The following is a 24,083-nucleotide window of genomic DNA, read 5'->3' as shown; positions in this document are numbered from 1 at the left end:
CGGCGTTAGTCGGTAATTTCTGCTCACGTTAGAGTCGCAGTCACGTACTGGCAACCCCCGGATGAGCAAACCATGACCCGCCCAAGATTCCTGCCCGACAACTTCACCCTGACCCTGATCGGCGTCGTGCTGCTGGCCAGTTTTCTGCCGGCCAGCGGTCAGGTCGCAGTCGGGTTCGGCTGGCTGACCAACATCGCCATCGCGCTGCTGTTTTTCCTCCACGGCGCCAAGCTGTCGCGTGAATCGATCATCGCCGGGGCCGGCCACTGGCGCTTGCATCTGTTGGTGTTCGGCCTGACGTTTGTGCTGTTCCCGCTCCTCGGCCTGGCGCTGAAACCGCTGCTCTCACCGCTGATCGGCGACAAGCTGTACATGGGCATGCTGTATCTCTGCGCGTTGCCGGCCACCGTGCAGTCGGCGATTGCCTTCACTTCGCTGGCCCGAGGCAATATTCCGGCAGCGATCTGCAGTGCGGCGGCGTCGAGCCTGTTCGGGATCTTCCTTACGCCGTTGCTGGTGACGCTGTTGTTGGATGTGCACGGTGACGGCGGTTCGACCCTCGATGCGATTCTGAAGATCAGCGTGCAATTGCTGCTGCCGTTCATTGCCGGGCAGATCGCTCGGCGCTGGATCGGCGCATGGGTGGGGCGCAACAAGAACTGGCTGAAGTTTGTCGATCAGGGTTCGATTCTGCTGGTGGTGTACGGCGCATTCAGCGAGGCGGTCAACGAAGGTATCTGGCACCAGATTCCGCTGGTCGATCTGCTGGGGCTGGTGCTGGTCTGCTGCATCCTGCTGGCGCTGGTGCTGTTGGCGTCGACCCTGCTGGGCAAGGCGTTTGGCTTCAGCCAGGAAGACCGCATCACCATTCTGTTCTGCGGCTCGAAGAAGAGCCTGGCCACCGGCGTGCCGATGGCGCAGGTACTGTTTGCCGGCAGCACGATTGGCGTGTTGATTCTGCCGCTGATGCTGTTCCATCAGATTCAACTGATGGTCTGCGCGGTGTTGGCGCAGCGTTACGCGAAACGGCCGGAATCGGTGCCGGAGTTGATGGCGCAGGTAGATCCATAAAAAACTGCATTCTTTGTAGGAGCTGCCGCAGGCTGCGATCTTTTGACTTTCAAGATCAAAAGATAGCAGCCTGCGGCAGCTCCTACAGAGGATGTGTCAATCCTGAGTCACGTGTTTCGGCCCGGCCAATGCCCAGGCAATCAGGCCAAACAACGGCACAAACACAATGGCGATAATCCACACGCCTTTGTTGCTGCCTTTGCCTGCGCTCTTGCGCACGCGGTTGATCGCCCACAATTCAACGATCACAAGAACGACGGCGAGTACGATCCAGACGGGTTCAATTTGCATGGGCTACCTCCTGATGGTCTTTCAGTTAGGTGAGCTGATGGCCACAGGGTTCATTTTCTTTCACCCCTTGTGCGGCCCCCCGGCAGACAGAACACCTGTTTGATATCACATCCCGATGACCGGCGAGTCACTCTGGCCCTGCACCGATTGCCTGAGTTCGGTCAGCAGATCCTGGGTATAGGTGATGGGAAACCCGTGCTCTGTCAGGCGCTGGCAGGCATGCCGGACAAAACTGCTCATTCCGCGGCGGTAAGCGATACCGTCGAGGGTGTGAGGCCGGTAAAACAAGCCGCCTTCCAGACTGCATAGCGGCATTGCATGGGCCTGATAGCCCTGTTCCTTGTATTTGCGTTTTGCCGGGTAATCTACGAATTTTGCATACCTCACCACATCTTCGGTGCGATAGGCCCAAACCTCGATCCAGAGCGGCGCCGCGTCGATGAGGAAATCGGCCATCGCCCGACCTCCGCCATAGCCGGGGAAACGGGTGATTGGCGGATGATCGACAAAGTCGTAGTCCGCCAAGTGCAGCATGTTGGCCACGATCGTTTCTGGCAGAGAGTCATAGCGAAAGCCGTTCAGCCCTTTGAATTGACCCCAGTTGAACAGCTTCGAGATTTCCCTGACCCAGTTCTGGCTGGCGGCGTACTTGTAGGACCCGGATGAAGACGCGTGCCAGTCCGAAGACGATGTAAACCCTGAGTCGCGAATATGCTGCGCAATATCGTCGAGGCTTTTGCCTTGCCATACGGCAGGCAGCTGAAAGCCCATTTTTGCGCAGAGATCGCCCATCAGGCCGCGCTCGCGAATATTAAGGATAAGACTGCTGTAACTGCGCTCCAGTTGACTCAGGCTGTCGAGCTTTTCGTCCTGACAAAGTTCGTTGGCCTTGTCCAGAATTGCCTGATCTGTCAGGCGCGAATAGTTGACCAGCGGGATCCAGCCATAAGAGGCCATGACTCCCTCTTTGAAGCCTTGCGCGATAATGCTTTCACTCGCACCTGGATAGCGCGAAACGAACTCCCCCCAACTCAGGCACTTGGTATCGCGTACGCATTCAAGCGCGTCTTGCAGCGTGGCAATTTCGTAGCTGCGCTTGAAGCGAATGTCCATGTCGGCGAGGACGCGATGGTGGATAAAGTCTCCGGCATTTCTGCGGCGAGTGATGAAGTTGTTGACGCTGTTGGGCAACTTCGCCCGGATGTGGCCGATGGTCGTCGCGCCGTGATCGATTTCGGTCTGGAAAAACCCGCGCAATTGCTGCTCGGTGTACTCGGTGGGACGGGCATTCGAGGGCAGGTCCAACGCTTGCTGCACGATCTCGTACTTGCGTGTCAGTTTGTCTGCGTCATTGCCGGAGGTGTTCGAGGGGTAGCGCAGATAGCGCATCGCCCTGGGAAACAGCTTTTGTCCATCGGCGAAGTTCCTGATGCCTCTGTCGCGCAACAGATCAATGTAGTACTGGTCGTTTTCGCCAATCCGGTCTTCAGGCAAATACGTGTTGCGACAGTGCGGATTGTCGCAAAAGGTGAAACCGCGGTACCGGATCAGGTCGTAACTTTTGCGCGCATTGTGTTGATGACAAACGGTGCAAGTGATCGACAGGGACTGGCTGCGATTGACCTGCGATTTCCCTTCGAGCAGTTGCAGAGTGCCGTCGAAAGTCATTTCCACATCCGCAAGGAATGCGTTGAAGGCCAGAAGCGCGGCGCGTTTGAACGGATTGCAGTGGGGGCAGCGGGTGGCATCCCAACTGTCGAGTTCGCTGAACCTGAGCGTAACTTTTTTGCCGCAGACGCTATGAACGTAATCGACCTTTTGCATTCGCCGAGCAGGAGTCTGGTGCGGAGGAACAAGGCCTTTGGGCGCGCAGATCTCCTCAAGCGTTGAACGCGTGAGCACCGGGGACGGCATCTTTCTTCGGGTCTCGTCCGGTTGGAAGAATGTCCCTTTCTTTGAAGACAATGCACGCGAACGAACGACGCTCCAGCTCTGGGTCATCGTCAGATTGCCCTTGCGCCAATGCAATGTGTCACCGGCAGAGATTTTCAAATGACTCAGTGGCACGCTCCCTTCAAGGGCGTGCGTCACGTCATCGAGTCCCTGTTCCCGAGCGATGGACTTCAGATACAAGAGGCTCAACTTGCCGCGCTCATGGCAGGGAATGAAAGCGCAGCCGCGTTTATCGCTGACTAACGTTTTGGAGTTCTTCAAGTTCACCATCCCGCACGAGTGAAGAACCTCATGAACGGATTGGCCATTTTTGTGTGTGCCGCTGAGCCGTTTGTAGCCGGCGGCATGGATGATCTCGAGGATTGCTTCGTCGGTGTAATCGGATAGGCGAGACATGATCGAATGAAGGGCTCAGCGTGAAAAAGGTCGGATTTACGGCAGGGCCGTGTTTTTTTGGGGGGAGGCGTGCATGTGCGTGAGGGCTACCCACCTCCCGAATATTTCACCGCAGCGGCTGCCCGCGACGGCACGTTGAGCGTGCGCAGCAATGACGACACATGGATGCGCACGGTGAACGGCGAGATATCCAGTTCCCGGGCAATCTCTTTGTTGGTCTTGCCTTGGGCGATCAGCCGCAGCACATCCTGCTGACGCGGGGTGAGGGCGGTGCCGGTCTCCAGCGGCAGCAGCCCGGAAGGGGCGAACCTGACCAGCACTTCGCCTTCGCGGATCGCCAGAATCGCCTCGCCGATCTCATCCGGGGCGATGTTCTTGCCGATGAAACCGTCGACGCCGGCTGCCATCACCTCACCGATCAACGTCTCGTCGTCGACCATCGACACCACAATCAGCGTGGTGCGCGGCAGTTTTCGGCGCAGTTCGGCGAGTTGGCTGATGCAGGTCAGGCCGGGGAAGCGCAGGTCGAGAATCAACGTGTCCGGCTCGCTGCCGTCGGGCAGCAAGGCCAGCACGGCGTCGAGGTCTCCGGCCTCCTCGATAGTCGCCTCGGGCAGCAGGCGCTGCACGGTGCGCAACATGGCCTCGCGAAACAACGGGTGATCGTCGGCTATGATGATGCGGCATGTCATGACGTGACCCTCCCTGGATCAGCGTGGTTTACGGCATGCACCTTAGCACCGCAAACGCAGATTGCCTGCCGACCGTTGCTGAATCTGACGACTGTCGCACAAGGACGTTGCCCATGAAGTTCGAGAAAAACACCGAGCTGGATCAGGCCAATCTGCGGATCATCATCGCCGGCATTGCCATGGTTTACATCTGCGTGCTGGGCGTATTGCCGGGGCAGCGCTTCGATACCTATCTGCCGGTGGTGATCTACATCTCGCTGTTTCTGCTGGCGTCGATTGTCTTGCGCCAGGCCATTGCAAGCTGGCCGGGGCATTACCCGGCGCGGCGGATTTTCGCGATGGTCCACGATTACACCGGTACCTGTTTCGGCCTGGTGCTGGGCGGTGAAGCGGCGTTGCCGCTGTACGCGGTGATCATCTGGGTCAACCTGGGCAACGGCATGCGCTATGGCTCGCGCTATCTGGCGATTGCCACGGGGTTGGCGCTGCTGGCGTTGCTGGCGGTCTATCGGTTGACGCCGGTGTGGCAGGCGCAACCGTACATGGTGCTGATGTTGATGCTCACCAGCACGGTGATCCCGTTCTACGCACACTTGCTGCTGGAGCGCACGCGCAAGGCCTCCGAAGAGGCGGTCGCGGCCAATCTGGAAAAGTCGCGGTTTCTCGCTCAGGCCAGCCATGATCTGCGCCAGCCGATTCACTCCATCGGTCTGTTCACCGCGTGCCTGCGTGAATCGCGGCTGGGCGAGCAGGAGCGGCAACTGGTCGACAACATCGACCGTTCGCTGCTCAACGTCTCGCAGTTGTTCCGTTCGATTCTTGACCTCTACACCCTCGACAACGGGCGTATTTTGCCCAGGTTGCAGGTGTTCAATCTTGGCGAGTGGCTGGCCGACCTGATCCGCCAGAACGCCGAGGCGGCGCGCTGGGCCGGCGTGGAGTTGCGTCTGCGCCCCTGTGAGCACTGGGTACAGAGCGATCCGGCGTTGCTCGCAACCATGGTGCAGAACGTGCTTTCCAATTGCTTCAAATACGGCGCGCAACGCCCGGTGCTGATCGGCGTGCGCAAACGCGGCACCGGGCTGGCCATCGTGATTTATGACCGCGGCAACGGTATTGCCGAGGAGCATCTGCCGATGGTCTTCGAGGAGTTTTATCGGGTGCGCCAGGTGCGTGACAAGGACGTGGAAGGCGTCGGCCTCGGGTTGTCGATCGTCAAGCGTCTGGGGCAGTTGATCGGCGTCGATGTGGCCTTGCGCTCGCAGCTTGGGCGCGGCACGGCGGTCACCCTGTATGGCTTGCCGGTGGCCGTGGCGCCGCAGATGCCGGCCATGCGTGACGATGTGCGGCAGGCCGGCCTGCTGACCGGGCTGAAGGTGTGTCTGGTGGAGGATGATCGCAACGTGTTGCTGGCAACGTCGGCGCTGCTCGAGCGCTGGGGCTGCGTGGTGCAGGGCGAGTTGAGCGGGCAGGGGCTGGTCACCGATTGCGACATCATCGTCGCCGATTACGATCTGGGTACGCATGCCACGGGCATCGAGTGCATTGACGAGGTGCGGCGCCAGCGTGGTTTTGCGGTGCCGGCGATGATCATCACCGGGCATGACATCGAGAAAATACAGGCGGCCTTGCACGACCGCCAAATTGCCATCCTGTCCAAACCGGTACGCCCGGCCGAGCTGCGCGCGACCTTGCGGGCCCTGCGCGACCGGCAAACCGAGCCGGCCGAGCAGGTTTGACTCAGCGCTTGCAGAGGTAGTCTTGAGTGATGGTGGTTTGCAGGCAGTTGTACTGGCCCATGGTGCGGCAAATGTTTTTCTCCGAGCCGGTCACCTCGGCATTCTTGTAGCCCCAGGTTTTGCAGCGCTCTGAGGCGACGGTCAGGCCTTGTGCGGCGCTGGTCTGGCCGCTTTCAAACTGGCCCAGTTCATAGGAGACCTGAACCACGCCGTCGTTCTTGCTGCCGCCGGTGGCTTCCCACTGTTTGGGTGTGGCGCAGCCCGTCAGGGCGAGGGCGGTGAGGGTGAGAGTTGCGAGCAGGGTTTTCATGATGGAACGTAGTCCTTTACCGGGGAAGAGGGATTACTGGAACGGAATTGGCGAGGCGCCTTTGGGCAGGCACGACAGCGGCGGGGTCATGATGCCCATGCTCGCCACGGCGATAATCGCGCCGCTGGGCAATTCGCAGTTGTACTCGCCGGCCGGGGTATACGCGGTGTAGTAGGTGAGGGTGCTGTCGCTGCGGATGTTGTCGATTTTCGACACCGGTTTACCGATGACCGTCTGCGCGCGCTCTTTCATGCTGGCTTCGGTGGGTTTGGCGGTCTGGCAGCCGCTGGCGCCAAGCAACAAAGCGCTGACGATCGCCACTTTGCACAGATTGGAATGCAGTTTCATGGTGTTTCTTCCTTGGTGTTGTTCTGATTTCCAGGCACGACGATCCCGCGCACTGCACAGCGGCAATGTTGGGGAGCATCGGGGGTTGCGAGGGAATATAACGCCGGGGGGCGGGGCGGTCGATTAGCACAAATGTGCTAGTGAACTGCGCAGGCGATAGTCTTTTCGCTTCCTTGCAGGTGGGCGCAGAAAGGAAATCAGTCTAAAAACACTGCCCGCGACTCGACGGCTTTTGCTAGCCTCAAAGGTGTAGGCGAAGACGCAGACTGATGCGCAAGCGGATAGCAAGGGGACGTGGGGCGCGTTCCGAAGGGTACACGGTTAGAAAGATCTCCGCGCTGAGATCCAGCCCTTATGCCGTGTGAGGCAGCAAAGCACCGCTCTTTTTCCATGGTTGCTTTTGTACTGTGAGAGGCCTGATAAACCTTGTAAGCCAGAGACCAGCACTGGCCGCCTACTCGAACACCAAAGCCCGCATTGCTGCGGGCTTTGTCGTTGTTGCAGGGTCAGATTTTGGTCAGCGCGTACGCCAGATCGGCGCGCAGGTCTTCGAGATCTTCGACCCCCACCGACAGACGCACCAGACCATCGCCGATGCCCAGTTTCGCGCGGGTTTCAGCTGGAATGGTCGCGTGGGTCATGATCGCCGGATGCTCGATCAGGCTTTCAACACCGCCCAGGCTCTCGGCCAGGGCAAAGATCTTCACGTTTTCCAGAAAGCGCCGTGCGCCCTCCAGATCACTGTTTAGATCCACCGAGATCATCCCGCCAAAACCATGCATCTGCCGCTTGGCCAACTCATGTTGCGGGTGCGACGGCAGGCCTGGGTAGTAAACGCGTTTGACCTGCGGTTGCTGCTCCAGCCACTTGGCCAGTTCCAGCGCGTTGCTGCAATGACGTTCCATGCGCAGCGCTAGGGTTTTCACCCCGCGCAACGTCAGGAATGCATCGAACGGGCCGGAGATTGCGCCGACCGCGTTTTGCAGGAAGCCGAGTTTGTCCGCGAGTTCGGCATTCTGCCCAACCACCGCGATACCACCGATCACGTCGGAGTGACCGTTCAGGTACTTGGTGGTCGAGTGCAGCACGATGTCGAAACCCAGCTCCAGCGGGCGCTGGATATACGGGCTGGCGAAGGTGTTGTCGGCGACGCTGATGATCCCGCGTGCACGACAGATGCGCGCAATCGCGGCCAGATCCGACAGGCTCAGCAACGGGTTGGTCGGTGATTCGACAATCACCAGGCGCGTGTCGTCCTGCAGCGCCGCTTCGAATGCCGCCAGGTCAGTCAGATCGACGTAGCTGAAGCGATGCCCGGCACTGCGCTGACGGACCTTGTCGAACAGGCGGAACGTGCCGCCGTACAAGTCATTGCCGGAGATGACGTGCGAACCGGCATCGATCAGTTCGAGCACGGTGGAAATCGTCGCCAGCCCGGAAGCGAAAGCAAACGCCCGGGTGCCTCCTTCCAGATCCGCCACGCAACGCTCCAGCGCAAAACGCGTCGGGTTGTGCGAGCGACCGTAGTCGAAGCCCTTGTGCACGCCGGGGCTGTCTTGCAGGTAAGTCGAGTTGGCGTAGATCGGCGGCATCAGCGCGCCGGTGGTCGGGTCAGGCGTTTGCCCGGCATGGATCACCCGGGTCGCGAAGCCTTGGGATTTATCGTCGTGCTGACTCATGCGAGGGATCTCCGTAATTGGTTGAGCATGTCGGTGCGGGTAATCAGGCCGTGGAAGCCCGAGGCGTCGGCGATGATCGCGACGAGGCCGCGACTGAGCACCGCTTCCAGTTCGGCGAGGTTGGCACCGGGGGCGAGGGTTTGCAGTTTGTCGGTCATCACGCTGGAGACCGATTGACTGAAGCGTGCGGCGTCTTCGTGCACCGCCAGCAGGATGTCGGATTCGTCGATCACGCCGACCAGTTGTTTGCCTTCCACCAGCACCGGCAATTGCGAGACATCCGCCAGACGCATGCGCTGGAACGCGGTCAGCAGGGTGTCGTCGGGGCCGACGCTGATCACCCGGCCATCCTCGAAACGCCGGGCGATCAGATCGCGCAGGTCGCCATAGCGCTTGCGCTGCAACAGGCCCTGATCGGTCATCCACTGGTCGTTGTAGACCTTCGACAGATAGCGCGTGCCGGTGTCGCAGACGAAGCTGACCACGCGCTTGGGCTCGGTCTGTTCGCGGCAGTAACGCAGCGCGGCGGCGAGCAGGGTGCCGGTCGACGAGCCACCGAGAATGCCTTCGGCGCGCAGCAACTGGCGGGCGTGGTCGAAGCTTTCTTCGTCGCTGATCGAGTACGCGTGGCGCACACTGCTGAGGTCGGTGATCGACGGAATGAAATCTTCGCCGATGCCTTCCACCGCCCACGAACCGGGCGTCGGCATGGTGCCGTCGCGGCTGTACTGAGCCATCACCGAACCCACCGGGTCGGCGAGGACCATTTGCAGATCCGGCTGTACGCGTTTGAAGAAGCGGCTCAGCCCGGTCAGTGTGCCGGCGGAACCGACGCCAACCACGATCGCGTCCAGATCATGCTCGGTCTGCGCCCAGATCTCCGGCGCGGTGCTGCACTCGTGTGCCAGCGGGTTGGCGGGGTTGTTGAACTGGTCGGCGAAGAACGCGCCGGGAATGTCTTTCGCCAGTCGTGCGGCCACGTCCTGGTAATACTCGGGGTGGCCCTTGCCGACGTCCGAGCGGGTGATGTGCACCTCGGCGCCCATGGCTTTCAAGTGCAGGACTTTCTCGGTGGACATCTTGTCCGGGACTACCAGCACCACGCGGTAGCCTTTGGCCCGGCCGACCAGCGCCAGGCCCAGACCGGTGTTGCCGGCGGTGGCCTCGACGATGGTGCCACCCGGTTGCAGGCGGCCGTCGCGTTCAGCGGCATCGATCATCGCCAGACCGACGCGGTCCTTGATCGAACCGCCGGGGTTTTGTGATTCCAGTTTGAGAAACAGTGTGCAGAGGCCGGTATCGAAGCGGGTAACTTGTACCAGCGGCGTATTGCCGATCAGCCCAAGTACGGCAGGGCGTGAATCCTTTGACATTTCTTCACCTCTTGTAGTGGTGTTGATCGCGTTCCATTCGCGGGGAAAAGCTCGCGTGCAACATAGGCGCAGACCTGATCTGTCGCAACCTTTAACCCGCCGCCGATACAGCCATTTCGATCTAACCATAGAACAGAATTGCAGCCTGCAAGGGCCCGGTTTCAGAGGGTTTACATCAAGGCGCCATTGAGTATTGAAAGGGCGTCGCAAGCGCTCCTCAATGCTTGATCTGCGGATGAATATCCTGCAGGGCAAAGACGTTTTCAGCGGGCATGCAGCTGATATCCGATCATGAGGGAAACTTGTGATCATCAAGATTAAAATGAGTTTGTCTCACTAGCACTCGATCCCGACAATGGCCGCCATCAACAAGACATTGGAGTTGTTTGTCATGGCACTGGCCCATTCCCTCGGATTTCCGCGCATCGGTCGCGACCGCGAACTGAAGAAAGCGCAAGAGGCGTTCTGGAAAGGAGAACTGAACGAGGCTGGCCTGCGTGACGTTGGCCGCCAGCTGCGCAAGGCCCATTGGGACTTGCAGAAAAACGCCGGCATCGAGCTGCTGCCGGTGGGCGATTTCGCCTGGTACGACCAGGTGCTGACCCACTCGCTGATGTTCGGGGTGATTCCCGAGCGTTTCCGTCCACATGACGGCAAAGCCAGCCTACAGACCCTGTTCAGCATGGCCCGTGGCGTCAGCGACAGCTGCTGTAGCGGTGCGCACGCGCAGGAAATGACCAAGTGGTTCGACACCAACTACCACTACCTGGTCCCGGAATTCAGCGCCGATCAACAGTTCCAGCTCGGCTGGGAACAGTTGTTCGAAGAAGTCGAAGAAGCCCGCGCACTGGGGCATAACGTCAAACCGGTGATCATCGGCCCCCTGACTTATCTGTGGCTGGGCAAGGCCAAAGGTGCCGAGTTCGATAAGCTGGAACTGCTCGATCGCCTGCTGCCGCTGTACGGGCAGATCTTCGCGCGGCTGGCCGCCCTAGGTGTGGAATGGGTGCAGATCGACGAGCCGATTCTGGTGCTCGACCTGCCGCAGGAGTGGAAGAATGCTTTCGAGCGTGCCTACAACCAGATCCAGCGTGATCCGCTGAAGAAACTGCTCGCCACTTACTTCGGTGGTCTGGAAGAGAACCTCGGTCTGGCCGCCAATCTGCCAGTCGATGGTCTGCACATCGATCTGGTGCGCGCAGCGGAACAGTACCCGACCATCCTTGATCGCCTGCCGGCCTACAAAGTGCTGTCGCTGGGTGTGGTCAACGGCCGCAATGTCTGGCGCTGCGATCTGGAAAACGCGCTGGCGACTTTGCAGCATGCGCATGAACGTCTGGGGGATCGGCTGTGGGTCGCGCCATCGTGCTCGCTGCTGCACAGCCCGGTGGATCTGAACCGCGAAGACCAGCTCGATGCCGAGCTGAAAAGCTGGTTGGCGTTTGCCGTGCAGAAGTGCGAGGAAGTCGCGGTGCTGGCGCAGGCGGTTAATCAGCCGGAGGCGCCGAAAGTGCTCCGCGCCTTGACCCAAAGCCGCTCGGTACAGACCAGCCGCGCCGCCTCGCCGCGTATTCACAAACCGGCAGTGCAGGCCCGTGTGGCGGCCATTACCGCGCAGGACAGCCAGCGCCAATCGCCGTTTACCCAGCGCATCGCCAAGCAGCGCGCCGGCCTCGATCTGCCGCTGTTCCCGACCACCACTATCGGTTCGTTTCCGCAGACCGCGTCGATCCGCCTGGCGCGTCAGTCGTTCAAGCAAGGCAAACTGAGCGAGGCCGAATACACCGAAGCCATGTACAGCGAGATCCGCCATGCGGTGGAGATCCAGGAGCAACTGGGCCTCGACGTGCTGGTGCACGGTGAAGCCGAACGCAACGACATGGTCGAGTACTTCGCCGAGCAACTCGATGGCTACGTGTTCACCCGTTTCGGCTGGGTGCAGAGCTACGGTTCGCGTTGTGTGAAACCGGCGGTGATCTTCGGTGATCTGAATCGTCCGCAAGCCATGACCGTGGACTGGATCCGCTACGCGCAAGGCCTGACCGACAAGGTCATGAAGGGCATGCTGACCGGCCCGGTGACCATGCTGATGTGGTCGTTCCCTCGCGAAGATGTGTCCCGTGAAGTGCAGGCACGGCAGTTGGCGCTGGCGATCCGTGACGAAGTGGTGGATCTGGAAGCCGCCGGGATCAAGATCGTGCAGATCGACGAAGCCGCCTTCCGCGAAGGTCTGCCGCTACGCCGCGCGCAATGGCAGCACTATCTGGACTGGGCAACCGAAGCGTTCCGCCTGTGTGCCTCCGGTGTACGCGACGAAACGCAGATCCACACCCACATGTGCTACAGCGAATTCAACGATGTGATCGAGTCCATCGCCGCCATGGACGCCGACGTGATCACCATCGAAACCTCGCGTTCGGACATGGAGCTGCTCGATGCGTTCGAAGCCTTCGATTACCCGAACGAGATCGGCCCGGGCGTCTACGACATCCATTCGCCGCGGGTGCCGGATGCTTCGGAAATGGCCAACTTGCTGCGCAAAGCAGCGCAGCGGATTCCGCCAGAGCGGTTGTGGGTCAACCCGGATTGCGGTTTGAAAACCCGCGGCTGGCCGGAGACGGAGGCGGCGCTGGTGCACATGGTCAACGCTGCCCGGCAGTTGCGCAAAGAACTGGCCTGAGAAGACAACCCAAAAAACCTGTGGGAGCGAGCTTGCTCGCGAAAGCGGAGTGTCAGCTAAATAATTTTCGACTGACACTCCGCCTTCGCGAGCAAGCCCGCTCCCACACTGGAGTGTGTAGGGTGTCAGTGCCGGCTCATCAGTCCATGCAGTACACCGAGGCGCAAACCCGGTTCCGACGGCACCATCTGCGAAATCCCGAGTTGCGCAAAGAACGCCATCCCTGTGGGAGCGGGCTTGCTCGCGAAAGCGGAGTGTCAGCTAAATAATTTTCGACTGACACTCCGCCTTCGCGAGCAAGCCCGCTCCCACACTGGGTTAAGTGATCGGTCAGTGCCGGCTCATCAAACCATGCAGTACACCGAGGCGCAAACCCGGTTCCGACGGCACCATCTGCGAAATCCCGAGTTGCGCAAAGAACGCCATCCCTGTGGGAGCGGGCTTGCTCGCGAAAGCGGAGTGTCAGCTAAATAATTTTCGACTGACACTCCGCCTTCGCGAGCAAGCCCGCTCCCACACTGGGTTAAGTGATCGGTCAGTGACGGCTCATCAGTCCATGCAGCACACCGAGGCGCAAACCCGGTTCCGACGGCACCATCTGCGAAATACCGAATACCTTGAATGCCGCCAGCATCAGCACCAGCCCACCGGGCAAAATGCTCTGGCGATGCGGCTGCAAGCCTGCCAGCTTTAACTGTTGAACGTTCTTCACCTTCAGCAGCAGGAGCGACAGACGCAACAGTCCGCCATAGGTGATGCCATCCTGACCGAAGTCGTTCAAGCGATTGGCCTTCAGCACTTTCGCCAGCATCCGCGCCGTGCCCGACGAGCCAATGGTCTGCTGCCAGCCCTGCGCGCGATAGCGGCGGGCGACTTTTTCGAATTGCAGGATCGCCACGCGCTCGGCTTCCTGTAGCGCGCCGGGAGCAATGCGTCCCTCCGGGAAATAGCGTGCGCCCAGGGTGCCGCTGCCGATGGCGATGCTTTCAGTGAGCAGCGGTTGCGAGCCCTGGCCCAGAATCAGTTCGGTGGAACCACCGCCAATGTCCACCACCAGACGCATGTCTTGCGCATCCGGCAGGGTATGAGCGACGCCGGCGTAGACCAGTTGCGCCTCTTCATGGCCGGAAATGACGTCGATGCGAAAACCCAGATGGCGTTCGGCACTGTGCAGAAACAACTGCGCATTGTCGGCCTCGCGTACCGCGCTGGTTGCCACTGCCCGCACCTTGCCGGCCTCGAATCCACGCAGTTTCTTGCCGAACCGCGCCAGCGCCTGCCAGCCTCGATCCAGCGCCATTTCGTCCAGTGCACCGCCGTCGAAGCCTTCGGCCAGCCGCACCGGTTCACGCAAGGTTTTGACTTCCTGAATCATGAAGCCTTTTCGACTGCGCACCGACTGGCCGATCATCAGGCGAAACGCATTCGAGCCCAGGTCGATGGCGGCAAACAGCGAGGCGTCTTCTTTCATGGGAATCCCTGCAAAACATCCGTCGAAGGCTCAAGACGGTTTGCGAGGATTCTGCCGTGATCTTGATGACATCCTGATGACTGGGCAGGGGCGGTTGAATGAATTTGCGGCTGTCATGACACTGTCATTATCCGGCGTCTATGCTGCGGCCAATACATCGCGTGTTCTTAAAGTTTTCGCTGCCGAATTTGGCAGCTTTTTTTTGCCTGCGATTTGATGCCTTGCATTCTGTAGGAGCTGCCGCAGGCTGCGATCTTTTGATTTTGTTTTTGAAGATCAAAAGATCGCAGCCTGCGGCAGCTCCTACACGATGGCGTTTGTAGATTTGCGGAGTCAATTTGCAATTCAGCGTTAGGCCTGGCTAATATACGATCCATATACAAATCGTATAGGATTCATATATGGGCATCGTAAAGATTTCAGAAGACATGCACGAGAACCTGCGCATCTCCAGCACCGCGCTCAGCCGCTCGATCAACGCGCAGGCCGAGCACTGGATGCGCATCGGCATGCTCGCCGAACTGCACCCCAACCTCGACCACAGCGCCATTTGCCGCTTGCTGATCCGCGCCGAACAGAACGGCGGGCTGGATCTGCATCAACTGACTCAGGAAGCCGTCAGCGCATGAGAAACCAGATCAAGATCAATACCCCCGAGGAAATCGCGAAGTCGCGCGCGGCGGGCAAACTCGCCGCCGAAGTGCTGGCGATGCTGGTGCCGCATGTGAAGGCCGGGGTGACGACCGATGAGCTGGATCGGTTGTGCAACGATTACATCGTCAACGTGCAGAAAGCGATTCCGGCCAACGTCGGTTATCACGGTTTTCCGAAAACCGTGTGCGCTTCGGTCAACGACGTGGTGTGCCACGGCATCCCGTCGGGCACACCGCTGAAAGACGGCGACATCGTCAACCTCGACATCGCGGTGATCAAGGACGGCTGGTTCGGCGACACCAGCCGCATGTACGTGGTCGGCGAGGCGACGCCTGAGGCGCAGCACCTGATCAAGACTACCTACGACGCCATGTGTGCCGGCATTCGCATGGTGCGTCCGGGCGCGACGCTGGGTGACATCGGCCATGCGATCCAGAGCCTGGCGGAGAAGGAAGGCTTCAGCGTGGTGCGCGAGTATTGCGGGCATGGCATCGGCAAGGTTTATCACGATGAACCGCAGATCCTGCATTACGGGTTTCCCAATCAGGGCATGAAGCTCAAGGCGGGGATGATCTTCACCGTCGAGCCGATGCTCAATGCCGGCAAGCGCCACGTGAAGAACATGCCGGACGGCTGGACCGTGCTGACCAAGGATGGCTCGCTGTCGGCGCAGTGGGAGCATATGGTCGCGGTGACCGACACCGGTTTCGAAATCCTCACCGCGTGGCCGGACGAAATTGAAGGTTTCACTCCGATCGCCTGAACACCACCAGACCCCTGTGGGAGCGGGCTTGCTCGCGAATGCGGTGTGTCATTCAACATAAACAGTGACTGACACGCCGCCTTCGCAAGCAAGCCCGCTCCCACAGTTGAAATGCAACCTCATGTAGGAGCTGCCGCAGGCTGCGATCTTTTGATCTTGAAAAGCACAATCAAAAGATCGCAGCCTGCGGCAGCTCCTACACGGAACCTCAGTGTGAACCGGCCGCTTTATTGAGGTCGCTTTCAGCCCATTCGGTGTAGACACAAGCGTCCGCCGTAGCCCAGCGCACTCGCACCGGATCGCCAGCCTTGAGCGGCATGCCCGCCGCCGACAGCGCTTTCACCGTCATCGAAGTACCGCCCGAAGTCACCACGCTGCAGGTCTGGCTCTCGCCAAGAAACAACACTTCCACCACTTGCGCCGACACTTCATTCCAGCCTGCCGCCAACGGCTCTTCGCTCGCTTGTTGCACGCTCAGCGCCACCGCTTTTTCCGGACGCACCATCAGCAGCACATCCTGATCGATATGCAAGCCGGCGGTCAGGCGAATCGACAATGACTGTCCTTCAAACGAAGCCGCCGCGTTGCCCTGAGCCTTGAGCTTGAGGAAGTTCGAATTGCCGAGGAACGACGCGACAAACGCGTTCGGCGGATTCTGATACAGGTCATAACCGCTGCCCAGACCGACAATCTTGCCGTGACTGAAAATCGCGATGCGCTGCGACAGGCGCATGGCTTCTTCCTGGTCGTGGGTCACGTAGACGATGGTGATGCCCAGGCGCCGATGCAGCTGGCGCAGTTCATCCTGCAAGTCTTCACGCAATTTTTTGTCCAGCGCACCGAGGGGTTCGTCCATCAACAGGATGCGTGGCTCATAGACCAGCGCCCGGGCGATGGCGACGCGTTGCTGCTGGCCGCCAGAGAGTTGCGAAGGGCGGCGATGGGCGAATTGTTCGAGCTGCACCAGTTTCAGCATCGCATCGACGCGTTTGTCACGCTCGGCGGCGGCGAGTTTGCGGATCGCCAGCGGGAAGGCGATGTTGTCGCGCACCGACAGATGCGGGAACAGCGAATAACGCTGGAACACCATGCCAATGTCGCGCTTGTGTGGCGGCACGTTGACCAACGACTGACCGTTGACCAGGATCTCGCCGCTGCTCGGCGTTTCGAACCCAGCGAGCATCGACAGCGTGGTGCTTTTGCCCGAGCCGCTGGAGCCGAGGAAGGTCAGGAACTCGCCGTCCTTGATGTCCAGCGAGATATTGTCGACGGCGGCAAAGTCGCCGTAGTGCTTGTTCAGGTTGCGCAGGCTGACCAGGGGGTTGTCGTTCTGCTGGGAAGCGTCTTTGATCACGGCACTCATGTCGTACTCCTGGGCGCTCAGGCGCGGATTTCGTTGCGCCGGCGCAGCGCGGCGGCGATCACCATGACCAATACCGACAGGCCGATCAGCAGCGTCGAAGCGACGGCGATCACCGGGGTCAGGTCCTGGCGCAAAGTGGTCCACATTTTCACGGGAAGGGTTTGCAGGGTCGGGCTGGCCATCATCACGCTGAGCACCACTTCGTCCCACGAAACCAGAAAGGCGAAGAGGGCGCCGGCCACCATGCCCGGACGGATCGCCGGGAACGTCACCTTGAACACTGCTTGCAGGCGTGAGGCGCCGCAGATCACCGCCGCGTCTTCAATCGACTGATCGAACAGCTTCAGCGAGTTGATGATCGAGATGATGGTGAACGGCAGCGCGACGATCACATGGCTGACCACGAACGCAAACAGGGTCCCGGTGTAACCGAGCTTGAGAAACAGCGCGTACACCGCCACCGCGATGATCACCAGCGGCACGATCATCGGCAGGGTGAACAGGCCGTAGAGCATTTCCCGGCCGGGGAAGCGCCCGCGCACCAGGGCGAAGGCAGTCGGCAAACCAAGGGCCACGGCGCAGATCGTGGTCAGCACGGCGACCTTGAGGCTGGCCGCCGCAGCGCTCATCCAGTCGGCGTTGGAGAAGAACTGGCCGTACCATTTCAGCGTCCAGCCCGGCGGCGGGAACACCAGCCACTGCGATGAGCCGAACGACAGCAGGACGATGAAAACGATCGGCAACAGCAGGAACAGGCCGATCAAACCGGTGGTTGCGTAGAGCCCGAAACGCATCCGCCGGCTCATGGCATTGGGAGTCAGGAGCATGTCGGCTTACCTCGCATTGCTGGCGCCAACCGGGGATTCCGGCTGAAGCTTCAGGTAGAAGTAGAACAGCACCAAAGTGATCGCGATCAGCAACGCAGCGCCGGCACTGGCCAGGCCCCAGTTGAGGAACGATTGCACCTGCTGAATGATGAACTCCGGCAGCATCATGTTCTGCGCCCCGCCGAGCAGTGCCGGGGTGACGTAGTAACCGAGCGACATCACGAACACCATCAAGCCGCCGGACGCCAGACCCGGCCGGCACAGCGGCAGGAACACCCGGAAGAAGTTGGTCCACGGGCTGGCGCCGCAGATCGAGCCGGCCTGCAGGATCATCGGGTCGATGGCCTGCATGGTCGCCTGCAACGGCAGCACGATGAACGGGATCATGATGTAGCTCATGCCGATCACCACGCCGGTCAGGTTGTGCACCATTTCCAGCGGCTGATCGATGATCCCCAGCGCCATCAGCGCCTTGTTGATCACCCCCGAAGCTTGCAGCAGCACCAGCCACGAATAGGTGCGGGCGAGCAGGCTGGTCCACATCGATAGCAGCACGATGTTGAGGATCCAGCGGCCCCAGCCGCGCGGCACCAGCGTGATCGCCCAGGCCAGCGGAAAGCCCAGCAACAGGCTGAAAATCGTCACCAGCCCGGCCACGGAAAAGGTGTTGAGCAACACCCGCGCATACGCCGAGTTGGCGAACAGTTGTTCATAGTTGCCAAGGCCCGGGGTCGGCTCCAGCACGCCGCGCAACAACAGGCCAATCAACGGCGCGAGAAAGAACAGGCCGAGGAACAGCAGTGCCGGGACCAGATTGCCGGCACCTTTCCAGCGTTGTCTGAAGGTGTGGGTCGAGCCGGCAGCGCCGGTGGCGCTCCCGGTCACCGTTGCAGGACGGGGCGCAGTGGCCGCCATTTTCATTTGACCAGCCATTCGTTCCACCGTGTCGCGATGGCCGGGCCGTTCTTGGCCCAGTACGCGAAATCAAGAGTGATCTGATCCTTGGCGTAGGCCGTCGGCAGGTTCGGGGCCAGCACCGAGTCCAGGCGCGCCACGCTGTCGACGTTGACCGGGGCGTAGGCGGTCAGGTTGGAGAAGTCGGCCTGGCCTTTGGCACTGCTGGCGTTGGCCAGGAACTTCATCGCCGCGTCCTTGTTTTTCGAGCCCTTTGGAATCACCAGAATGTCGGCCATGACCAGGTTCTGTTTCCAGCTCACACCGACGGGGGCGCCGTCTTCTTGCAGGGCGTGAATCCGGCCGTTCCAGAACTGGCCCATGCTCGCTTCACCGGAGGCCAGCAGTTGCTGCGACTGCGCGCCGCCGCCCCACCAGACGATGTCTTTCTTGATGGTGTCGAGTTTTTTGAAGGCGCGATCCAGATCCAGCGGGTAGAGCTTGTCAGCCGCTACGCCGTCGGCCAGCAACGCAAGTTCGAGCACGCCGGGGCTGGGCCATTTGTACAGGGCGCGTTTGCCGGGGTAGGTCTTGGTGTCGAACAGGGCGCTCCAGTCCTGCGGCTTTTTGGCGCCGAGTTTGCCCTCGTTGTAGCCGAGGACGAAGGAGAAGAAGAACGAGCCGACCCCGTAATCGCTGACGAAACGCGGGTCGATCTTGTCGCGCTGGATGACGTTGAAATCGAGGGGTTCGAGCAGGCCTTCAGCGGCGGCGCGCAGGGCGAAGTCGGCTTCGACATCGACCACGTCCCATTGCACATTGCCGCTTTCGACCATGGCTTTGAGTTTGCCGTAGTCGGTCGGGCCGTCCTGCACCACGGTGATGCCGCTGGCCTTGCTGAACGGATCGGCCCAGGCCTGTTTCTGCGCATCCTGGGTGCTACCGCCCCAGCTGACGAAGTTCACGCTTTCGGCGGCCATTGCAGCCTGGCCGGTCACGCTCAGCAGTCCCGCAAAAAAGATCGCGGTTGCAGCTTTGTTCAACACCATTTTTACGCCCTCATTGTTGTGTTTTTGAGCGGGCTTGCGTTGTTGCCCGCCTGTCGGGAGCAGTAGCCGGACGGTTTTTCAGGTCGCCCGGTCTATGGAATATCATATTATGGTATTCCAAACTTTGTGCAAGCACTTTGCCTTACCGGTTATCTGGCGACGCTCCTTTTTTGTAGTTCGAGGAAATCGGTTTGAAACGCAAACCCCTTGTGGGAGCGGGCTTGCTCGCGAATGCGTTGGGTCATTCAACATTGATGTCGACTGTTACGGCGCCTTCGGGAGCAAGCCCCCTCCCACAGGGGAGCGTGATTTTCTGTGGGGTTATTCGGTGAAGGGGATGCTCTCGACCACCTCTAGGTCATACCCGGTCAATCCCGCGTATTTCAATGGCGGCCCGAGATGCCGCAATTTGCCCACCCCCAGGTTCTGCAGAATCTGCGCCCCGGTGCCGACCTCCGAATAGGTCCGCGATTGCGAGCGACTGAACTGCCGTGGCGTCTGGGTCAATTGCGGCACGCGCTCCAGCAATGCCTGCGACGATTCATGGTTGGCCAACACTACGACCACGCCATGACCTTCAGCCGCGACCCGTTGCAGCGCCGCCCACAGCGTCCAGTTGCTTGGCCCGCTGTACTCGGCGCCGACCAGATCTCGCAGCGGATCAATCACATGCACGCGCACCAGCGTCGGCTCTTCGCGGCGCAGATCGCCCATGACCATCGCCATGTGCACGCCACCTTCGATGCGGTCTTCAAAGGTGATCAGCCGGAACGTGCCATGCACCGTCGGCAGCTCACGTTCGCCGATGCGTTCGATGGTGCGCTCGGTGCTGAGGCGATAGTGGATCAGGTCAGCGATGGTGCCGATCTTGATCCCGTGCTTGCGCGCGAACACTTCCAGATCCGGGCGGCGAGCCATGGTGCCGTCGTCGTTCATCACTTCGACGATCACCGAGGCGGGCGTGAACCCGGCCAGACGTGCCAGATCACAACCAGCCTCGGTGTGACCAGCGCGGGTTAGCACGCCGCCCTCCTTGGCGCGCAGTGGGAAGATGTGCCCAGGTTGCACCAGGTCTTCTGCGCGAGCGTTCGGCGCCACGGCGGCGGCAACGGTGCAAGCGCGGTCGGCAGCAGAAATGCCCGTAGTGACGCCGACCGCCGCTTCGATGGAAACCGTAAACGCGGTGCTGAACACGCTGCCATTGCTCGGCACCATCTGCTCAAGGCCCAGGCGTTGGCAGTGTTCGTCGGTCAACGTCAGGCAGATCAACCCGCGCGCCTCACGGGCCATGAAGCTGATCGCCTCGGGCGTGCAGCAGTCGGCGGCCAGCAGCAGGTCGCCTTCGTTTTCCCGATCTTCGTCATCGACCAGCAGGACCATTTTGCCGAGACGATAATCTTCGAGGATTTCTTCGATGCTGTTGAAGGCCATGCTGGACTCTCAGGGTTGGTTGCAAATAATATTGGTATACCATAATACAAAATCAACAAAGAGGTCACTATGAAGGCGTACTGGATTGCCCACGTGGATGTCGACGATGCCGAGCACTACAGCCAATACACCCAACGCGCGCCGGCAGCGTTCGCCGAGTTCGGCGCGAAGTTTCTGGCCCGGGGCGGGCGCAGCGAAGCGCTGGAGGGCAGGGCTACTCCTCAGCGTAGCGTGGTGATCGAGTTCGAGAGCTATGAGAAGGCCGTGGCGTGCTACCACTCGGCGGCGTATCAGGAAGCGAAAAGTTATCGCGAGGAATGGGCGCGGGCAGAAATCATCATCGTCGAAGGCATCACCCCAATTTAAGCAACACCACAAATCCCCTGTGGGAGCGGGCTTGAACTGGTCAAGTAATCCCGGACACCGATTACGGTGTTTATGCCGCTTTTTGCTCCATGGCTATTGGCGACAGGTAGTTGTTATAGCTGTGGAGCCTGGTGCGGTTGTAGTACATGAAGAAACGCACCATGTCCGTTTTTGCTTCCTCGATTTGGCTGTAGCCGATGCGAGGAATCCATTCTGATTTCAATGTGCCGAAAAAACGCTCGGTCGGCGCATTGTCCCAGCACTGTCCACGATGGCTCATGCTTTGCAAAATGCCGTGGCGCACCAATTCCTCTTGAAACTTGCGGCTGGTGTACTGACATCCTTGGTCTGAATGAAACATCAGCCCAAGGGGACACGTTCGTACCGCTGTCGCCATGCGTAACGCTTTGCTGACCAAGTTAGCGTCATTGACCAGAGAAAACGCCCAGCCAATGACCCTGCGAGCATACAAATCGATCACGATGGCCAGATGAAACCAGCGTTTGCCCACCATCAAACTGGTGACGTCGCCACACCAAACCTGATCGATCGCCGTCGGTTTGAAATTGCGCTTGAGCCGATTGGGCGCGACAAATGCTTCCACACCTTTGGATCTGAAGGGGTGGGGTTGGCGTTGTTTACTGACAATGTTGGCTTCCCTCATCAGCGCTCGGACAAGGCTCCTTCCAACAGCTATTTTCTGAGACTTCAGGCCCTTGCTGATCATTCTGGAGCCCATGGCTTCGCGGCTTTGGCTATGTAACTCAACTACTTTCGATTTGAGTTCTTCACGTCTGATCCGCGGCTTGGCTCGCCGTTGAATCCACTCATAAAAGCTACTGCGCTTCACACCAAAAACACGACATACCACGGCCGTCGGAAATGACTCTCTTAGCTCTGCGATCATCGAAAACGATCGGGATCCGACATCAAGAGAGCGGTAGCCTTTTTTAGTATTTCGGCTTCCATCTCCATGCGCTTGATCTTGGCTTTTAGCTCCTGGATCTGGCGCTGATCTTCGGTAATTGCCTTGGTGCCTTTAACTGGCTGGCCCTCGCGTTCCTTACGAACCTGATCAACCCAGCGTCGTAAAGCCGTAGGCCCGATATCCAGCGAGGCACAAACATCTGGAACCGGGCAGTTATCATCAAGCACCATGCTGGCAGCATGCAGCTTGAACTCGCGGGTGTAGACCTTTCTTTCGTTCATGAGACCTCCAAGTTGGCGAAATCATATCGCCCTTAAGAGGTGTCCGGAATTATTAGGCCAGTTCAGCTTGCTCGCGAAGGCGTCGTGTCAGTCGATAGAAATGTTGAATGATGGACCGCCTTCGCGAGCAAGCCCGCTCCCACAGGGGCGAAGGTGATCCTCAGCGGATGAAGTGAATCTTGCCGCTGTCATCATTGCCCATGTAGATCCCATACACCCCGGCCTGACGCTCCTCGATGTAACGCTCGAGAATCTGCCGGATCGCCGGGTAATAGATCTGCTCCCACGGGATGTCTTCGGGGGCGAAGAACTTGTAGTCCATGGTCTCAGGGCCGAACTGGCCGGTGATCTCCAGCGCGATCGCGCGGAAGATGATGTACACCTCGCTGATCTTCGGCACGCTGAAAATCGAATACGGCGAGACGATTTCCGCACGTACGCCGCTTTCTTCCCAGACTTCGCGCAGCGCCGCCTGCTCGGTGGTTTCGCCGCTTTCCATGAAGCCGGCCGGCAGTGTCCAGGTGCCCGGGCGCGGTGGGATCGCCCGTTGGCACAAGAGGTATTTGCCGTCCTGCTCGATGATGCAGCCGGCGATGATCTTCGGATTGACGTAGTGGATATGGCCGCAGCCGCGGCACATCAGACGCTCGTGCGTATCGCCCGGCGGTACCTGCTGACCGAGGTCAGGGCCACCGCATTTCGGGCAAAAGCTCGGGCTGAACATGTCAGTGACCTATGCGCGGTTCTTTCAGCGCGATCGGCAGGGTGATGTTCGGCGTGGCGCCGGTCTCTTCCTGTTTGCGCTTGAGGTAGTCGAGGGCCACGGCCGCAGCGGCGCGTACGTGATCGACACAGGCCTGATGCGCCGCCAGCGGATCGCCGCTCTTGATCGCCTCGACCATTTTCTCCATTTCGTGGTTACTCGCGCCGCGACGGTTTTCCTGGGACACCGAGGTCGCTCGCAGATAGCTGATGCGTGCCTGCAACTGGCGCAACTGGGTGGCCGCAACATGGTTGCCCGAGCCTTCGAGCAGCACGTCGTAGAAGCCCTGTACCGAGTCGATAACCTGTTGCAGTTCGCCGTCCTTGAGCGCCTTGCGGTTCTCGTCGAGGGCTTTTTCCAGGGCCTTGATGTCCTTGGCCTTGGCGCGCAGGGTGAACAGCTGGACGATCAGGCCTTCGAGCACGCAGCGCAGCTCATAGATGTCGACCGCATCGGCGAGGGTGATGATCGCCACCCGTGGGCCTTTGGCATCGGCGAACTCGACCAGACCTTCGGACTCCAGGTGACGCAAGGCTTCGCGCACCGATGTGCGGCTGACACCAAGGCGATCGCACAGATCGCGCTCCACCAGACGATCGCCGGGCATGAGCTGGAAATTCATGATCGCGCTACGCAGTTTGTCCAGCACGATTTCGCGCAGGGTAACGGGGTTGCGATTGACCTTGAAGCTGTCGTCGAGTGGCTGGCGTTTCATGGGGTCCGCTCTTGAAGTTGGCTGTCCATGCCAGACGGGCATCTAA

At 60.0% G+C, this 24,083-nt stretch carries 24 protein-coding genes and 1 pseudogene; 7 read left to right on the top strand and 18 right to left on the bottom strand.

Features of this window, described 5'->3' with window-relative positions:
• The first annotated feature begins 72 nt into the window (after positions 1-72).
• Complete coding sequence (locus tag ACS4NR_RS09765; RefSeq protein ID WP_253150070.1) at positions 73-1,071, top strand: bile acid:sodium symporter family protein; 999 nt, start codon at positions 73-75, stop codon at positions 1,069-1,071.
• Between the two features lie 96 nt (positions 1,072-1,167).
• Here the strand turns inward: ACS4NR_RS09765 and ACS4NR_RS09760 are convergent, their stop codons facing one another.
• The 3 genes from ACS4NR_RS09760 to ACS4NR_RS09750 all read right to left on the bottom strand — a co-directional run bounded on the left by ACS4NR_RS09760 (position 1,168) and on the right by ACS4NR_RS09750 (position 4,403).
• A complete protein-coding gene (locus ACS4NR_RS09760) occupies positions 1,168-1,362 on the bottom strand; it encodes a PLD nuclease N-terminal domain-containing protein (RefSeq protein ID WP_027613057.1) in 195 nt (64 codons plus the stop codon).
• 105 nt (positions 1,363-1,467) lie between these two features.
• Positions 1,468-3,711 (bottom strand): hypothetical protein, encoded by a 2,244-nt coding sequence (locus ACS4NR_RS09755; protein ID WP_456019877.1) that lies wholly within the window; start codon positions 3,709-3,711, stop codon positions 1,468-1,470.
• Positions 3,712-3,797: 86 nt separating this feature from the next.
• Positions 3,798-4,403 (bottom strand): response regulator transcription factor, encoded by a 606-nt coding sequence (locus tag ACS4NR_RS09750; protein ID WP_204896323.1) that lies wholly within the window; start codon positions 4,401-4,403, stop codon positions 3,798-3,800.
• A 113-nt stretch (positions 4,404-4,516) separates the two neighbouring features.
• Between ACS4NR_RS09750 and ACS4NR_RS09745 the strand changes: the two genes are divergently transcribed.
• Positions 4,517-6,142 (top strand): ATP-binding response regulator, encoded by a 1,626-nt coding sequence (locus ACS4NR_RS09745; RefSeq protein WP_456019876.1) that lies wholly within the window; start codon positions 4,517-4,519, stop codon positions 6,140-6,142.
• A gap of 1 nt (position 6,143) precedes the next feature.
• Here ACS4NR_RS09745 and yecR read toward each other — a convergent pair whose 3' ends face one another.
• The 4 genes from yecR to ACS4NR_RS09725 all read right to left on the bottom strand — a co-directional run bounded on the left by yecR (position 6,144) and on the right by ACS4NR_RS09725 (position 9,852).
• Positions 6,144-6,452 carry a YecR family lipoprotein gene (gene yecR / locus ACS4NR_RS09740; RefSeq protein WP_047598372.1) on the bottom strand — a complete coding sequence of 103 codons (309 nt, stop codon included), beginning with the start codon at positions 6,450-6,452 and terminating at the stop codon, positions 6,144-6,146.
• A gap of 33 nt (positions 6,453-6,485) precedes the next feature.
• Entirely contained in the window at positions 6,486-6,800 is a 315-nt protein-coding gene (locus ACS4NR_RS09735) for a hypothetical protein (protein WP_027613061.1), read from the bottom strand.
• Positions 6,801-7,306: 506 nt separating this feature from the next.
• A complete protein-coding gene (locus tag ACS4NR_RS09730; protein WP_041062583.1) occupies positions 7,307-8,479 on the bottom strand; it encodes a cystathionine gamma-synthase in 1,173 nt (390 codons plus the stop codon).
• Positions 8,476-9,852, bottom strand: a complete 1,377-nt coding sequence (locus ACS4NR_RS09725) for a cystathionine beta-synthase (protein ID WP_204896328.1) — start codon at positions 9,850-9,852, stop codon at positions 8,476-8,478. The genes ACS4NR_RS09730 and ACS4NR_RS09725 overlap by 4 nt, the downstream gene beginning before the upstream one ends.
• 391 nt (positions 9,853-10,243) lie before the next feature.
• Here ACS4NR_RS09725 and metE point away from each other — a divergent pair, with 391 nt between their 5' ends.
• Positions 10,244-12,532: a 5-methyltetrahydropteroyltriglutamate--homocysteine S-methyltransferase gene (gene metE / locus ACS4NR_RS09720; RefSeq protein WP_456020382.1), complete on the top strand. Its 2,289-nt coding sequence runs from the start codon at positions 10,244-10,246 to the stop codon at positions 12,530-12,532.
• Positions 12,533-13,067: 535 nt separating this feature from the next.
• On the opposite strand, the gene ACS4NR_RS09715 is transcribed toward metE, so the two are convergent.
• Entirely contained in the window at positions 13,068-14,003 is a 936-nt protein-coding gene (locus tag ACS4NR_RS09715; RefSeq protein WP_456019875.1) for a Ppx/GppA phosphatase family protein, read from the bottom strand.
• Here ACS4NR_RS09715 and ACS4NR_RS09710 point away from each other — a divergent pair.
• From ACS4NR_RS09710 to map, 3 genes are all read left to right on the top strand, one after another.
• The gene (locus tag ACS4NR_RS09710; protein WP_166497342.1) at positions 14,002-14,220 is read left to right on the top strand and encodes a hypothetical protein; all 219 of its coding nucleotides are present in this window, start codon (positions 14,002-14,004) and stop codon (positions 14,218-14,220) included. The genes ACS4NR_RS09715 and ACS4NR_RS09710 overlap by 2 nt on opposite strands.
• A 184-nt stretch (positions 14,221-14,404) precedes the next feature.
• On the top strand, positions 14,405-14,632 hold the full coding sequence (locus tag ACS4NR_RS09705) for a ParD-like family protein (protein WP_025111624.1): 228 nt from the start codon (positions 14,405-14,407) through the stop codon (positions 14,630-14,632).
• Positions 14,629-15,420, top strand: coding sequence for a type I methionyl aminopeptidase (gene map, locus ACS4NR_RS09700; protein ID WP_456019874.1), 792 nt, complete (start codon positions 14,629-14,631; stop codon positions 15,418-15,420). Before ACS4NR_RS09705 ends, map begins: the two co-directional genes overlap by 4 nt.
• Positions 15,421-15,425: 5 nt before the next feature.
• Here the strand turns inward: map and ACS4NR_RS09695 are convergent.
• The 6 genes and pseudogenes from ACS4NR_RS09695 to ribBA form a co-directional block, all read right to left on the bottom strand.
• A pseudogene (locus tag ACS4NR_RS09695) lies at positions 15,426-15,533 on the bottom strand (metal ABC transporter ATP-binding protein); the annotation flags it as partial.
• A gap of 95 nt (positions 15,534-15,628) precedes the next feature.
• Positions 15,629-16,783, bottom strand: coding sequence for an ABC transporter ATP-binding protein (locus ACS4NR_RS09690; RefSeq protein WP_456019873.1), 1,155 nt, complete (start codon positions 16,781-16,783; stop codon positions 15,629-15,631).
• Between the two features lie 17 nt (positions 16,784-16,800).
• Entirely contained in the window at positions 16,801-17,610 is an 810-nt protein-coding gene (locus tag ACS4NR_RS09685; RefSeq protein ID WP_456019872.1) for an ABC transporter permease, read from the bottom strand.
• Positions 17,611-17,616: 6 nt separating this feature from the next.
• On the bottom strand, positions 17,617-18,531 hold the full coding sequence (locus ACS4NR_RS09680; RefSeq protein ID WP_027613068.1) for an ABC transporter permease: 915 nt from the start codon (positions 18,529-18,531) through the stop codon (positions 17,617-17,619).
• Positions 18,528-19,553 carry an ABC transporter substrate-binding protein gene (locus ACS4NR_RS09675; protein ID WP_456019871.1) on the bottom strand — a complete coding sequence of 342 codons (1,026 nt, stop codon included), beginning with the start codon at positions 19,551-19,553 and terminating at the stop codon, positions 18,528-18,530. Before ACS4NR_RS09675 ends, ACS4NR_RS09680 begins: the two co-directional genes overlap by 4 nt.
• Positions 19,554-19,874: 321 nt before the next feature.
• Complete coding sequence (gene ribBA / locus ACS4NR_RS09670) at positions 19,875-20,984, bottom strand: bifunctional 3,4-dihydroxy-2-butanone-4-phosphate synthase/GTP cyclohydrolase II (protein WP_456019870.1); 1,110 nt, start codon at positions 20,982-20,984, stop codon at positions 19,875-19,877.
• A gap of 69 nt (positions 20,985-21,053) precedes the next feature.
• On the opposite strand from ribBA, the gene ACS4NR_RS09665 reads away from it, so the two are divergent.
• Positions 21,054-21,350: a DUF1330 domain-containing protein gene (locus ACS4NR_RS09665; protein WP_456019869.1), complete on the top strand. Its 297-nt coding sequence runs from the start codon at positions 21,054-21,056 to the stop codon at positions 21,348-21,350.
• A gap of 70 nt (positions 21,351-21,420) precedes the next feature.
• On the opposite strand, the gene ACS4NR_RS09660 is transcribed toward ACS4NR_RS09665, so the two are convergent.
• The 4 genes from ACS4NR_RS09660 to ACS4NR_RS09645 all read right to left on the bottom strand — a co-directional run bounded on the left by ACS4NR_RS09660 (position 21,421) and on the right by ACS4NR_RS09645 (position 24,037).
• The gene (locus tag ACS4NR_RS09660; protein ID WP_456019868.1) at positions 21,421-22,257 is read right to left on the bottom strand and encodes an IS3 family transposase; all 837 of its coding nucleotides are present in this window, start codon (positions 22,255-22,257) and stop codon (positions 21,421-21,423) included.
• A complete protein-coding gene (locus ACS4NR_RS09655) occupies positions 22,254-22,559 on the bottom strand; it encodes an IS3 family transposase (protein ID WP_008047186.1) in 306 nt (101 codons plus the stop codon). Before ACS4NR_RS09655 ends, ACS4NR_RS09660 begins: the two co-directional genes overlap by 4 nt.
• Positions 22,560-22,719: 160 nt before the next feature.
• On the bottom strand, positions 22,720-23,283 hold the full coding sequence (locus ACS4NR_RS09650; RefSeq protein ID WP_253151339.1) for an NUDIX hydrolase: 564 nt from the start codon (positions 23,281-23,283) through the stop codon (positions 22,720-22,722).
• Position 23,284: 1 nt separating this feature from the next.
• The gene (locus ACS4NR_RS09645; RefSeq protein ID WP_007968636.1) at positions 23,285-24,037 is read right to left on the bottom strand and encodes a GntR family transcriptional regulator; all 753 of its coding nucleotides are present in this window, start codon (positions 24,035-24,037) and stop codon (positions 23,285-23,287) included.
• Positions 24,038-24,083: the final 46 nt, after the last annotated feature.

It is taken from the genome of Pseudomonas sp. JQ36, from assembly GCF_053851495.1.
The sequence above is the reverse complement of the archived record's forward strand: the minus strand, read 5'-3'. Positions and strand labels throughout refer to the sequence as shown.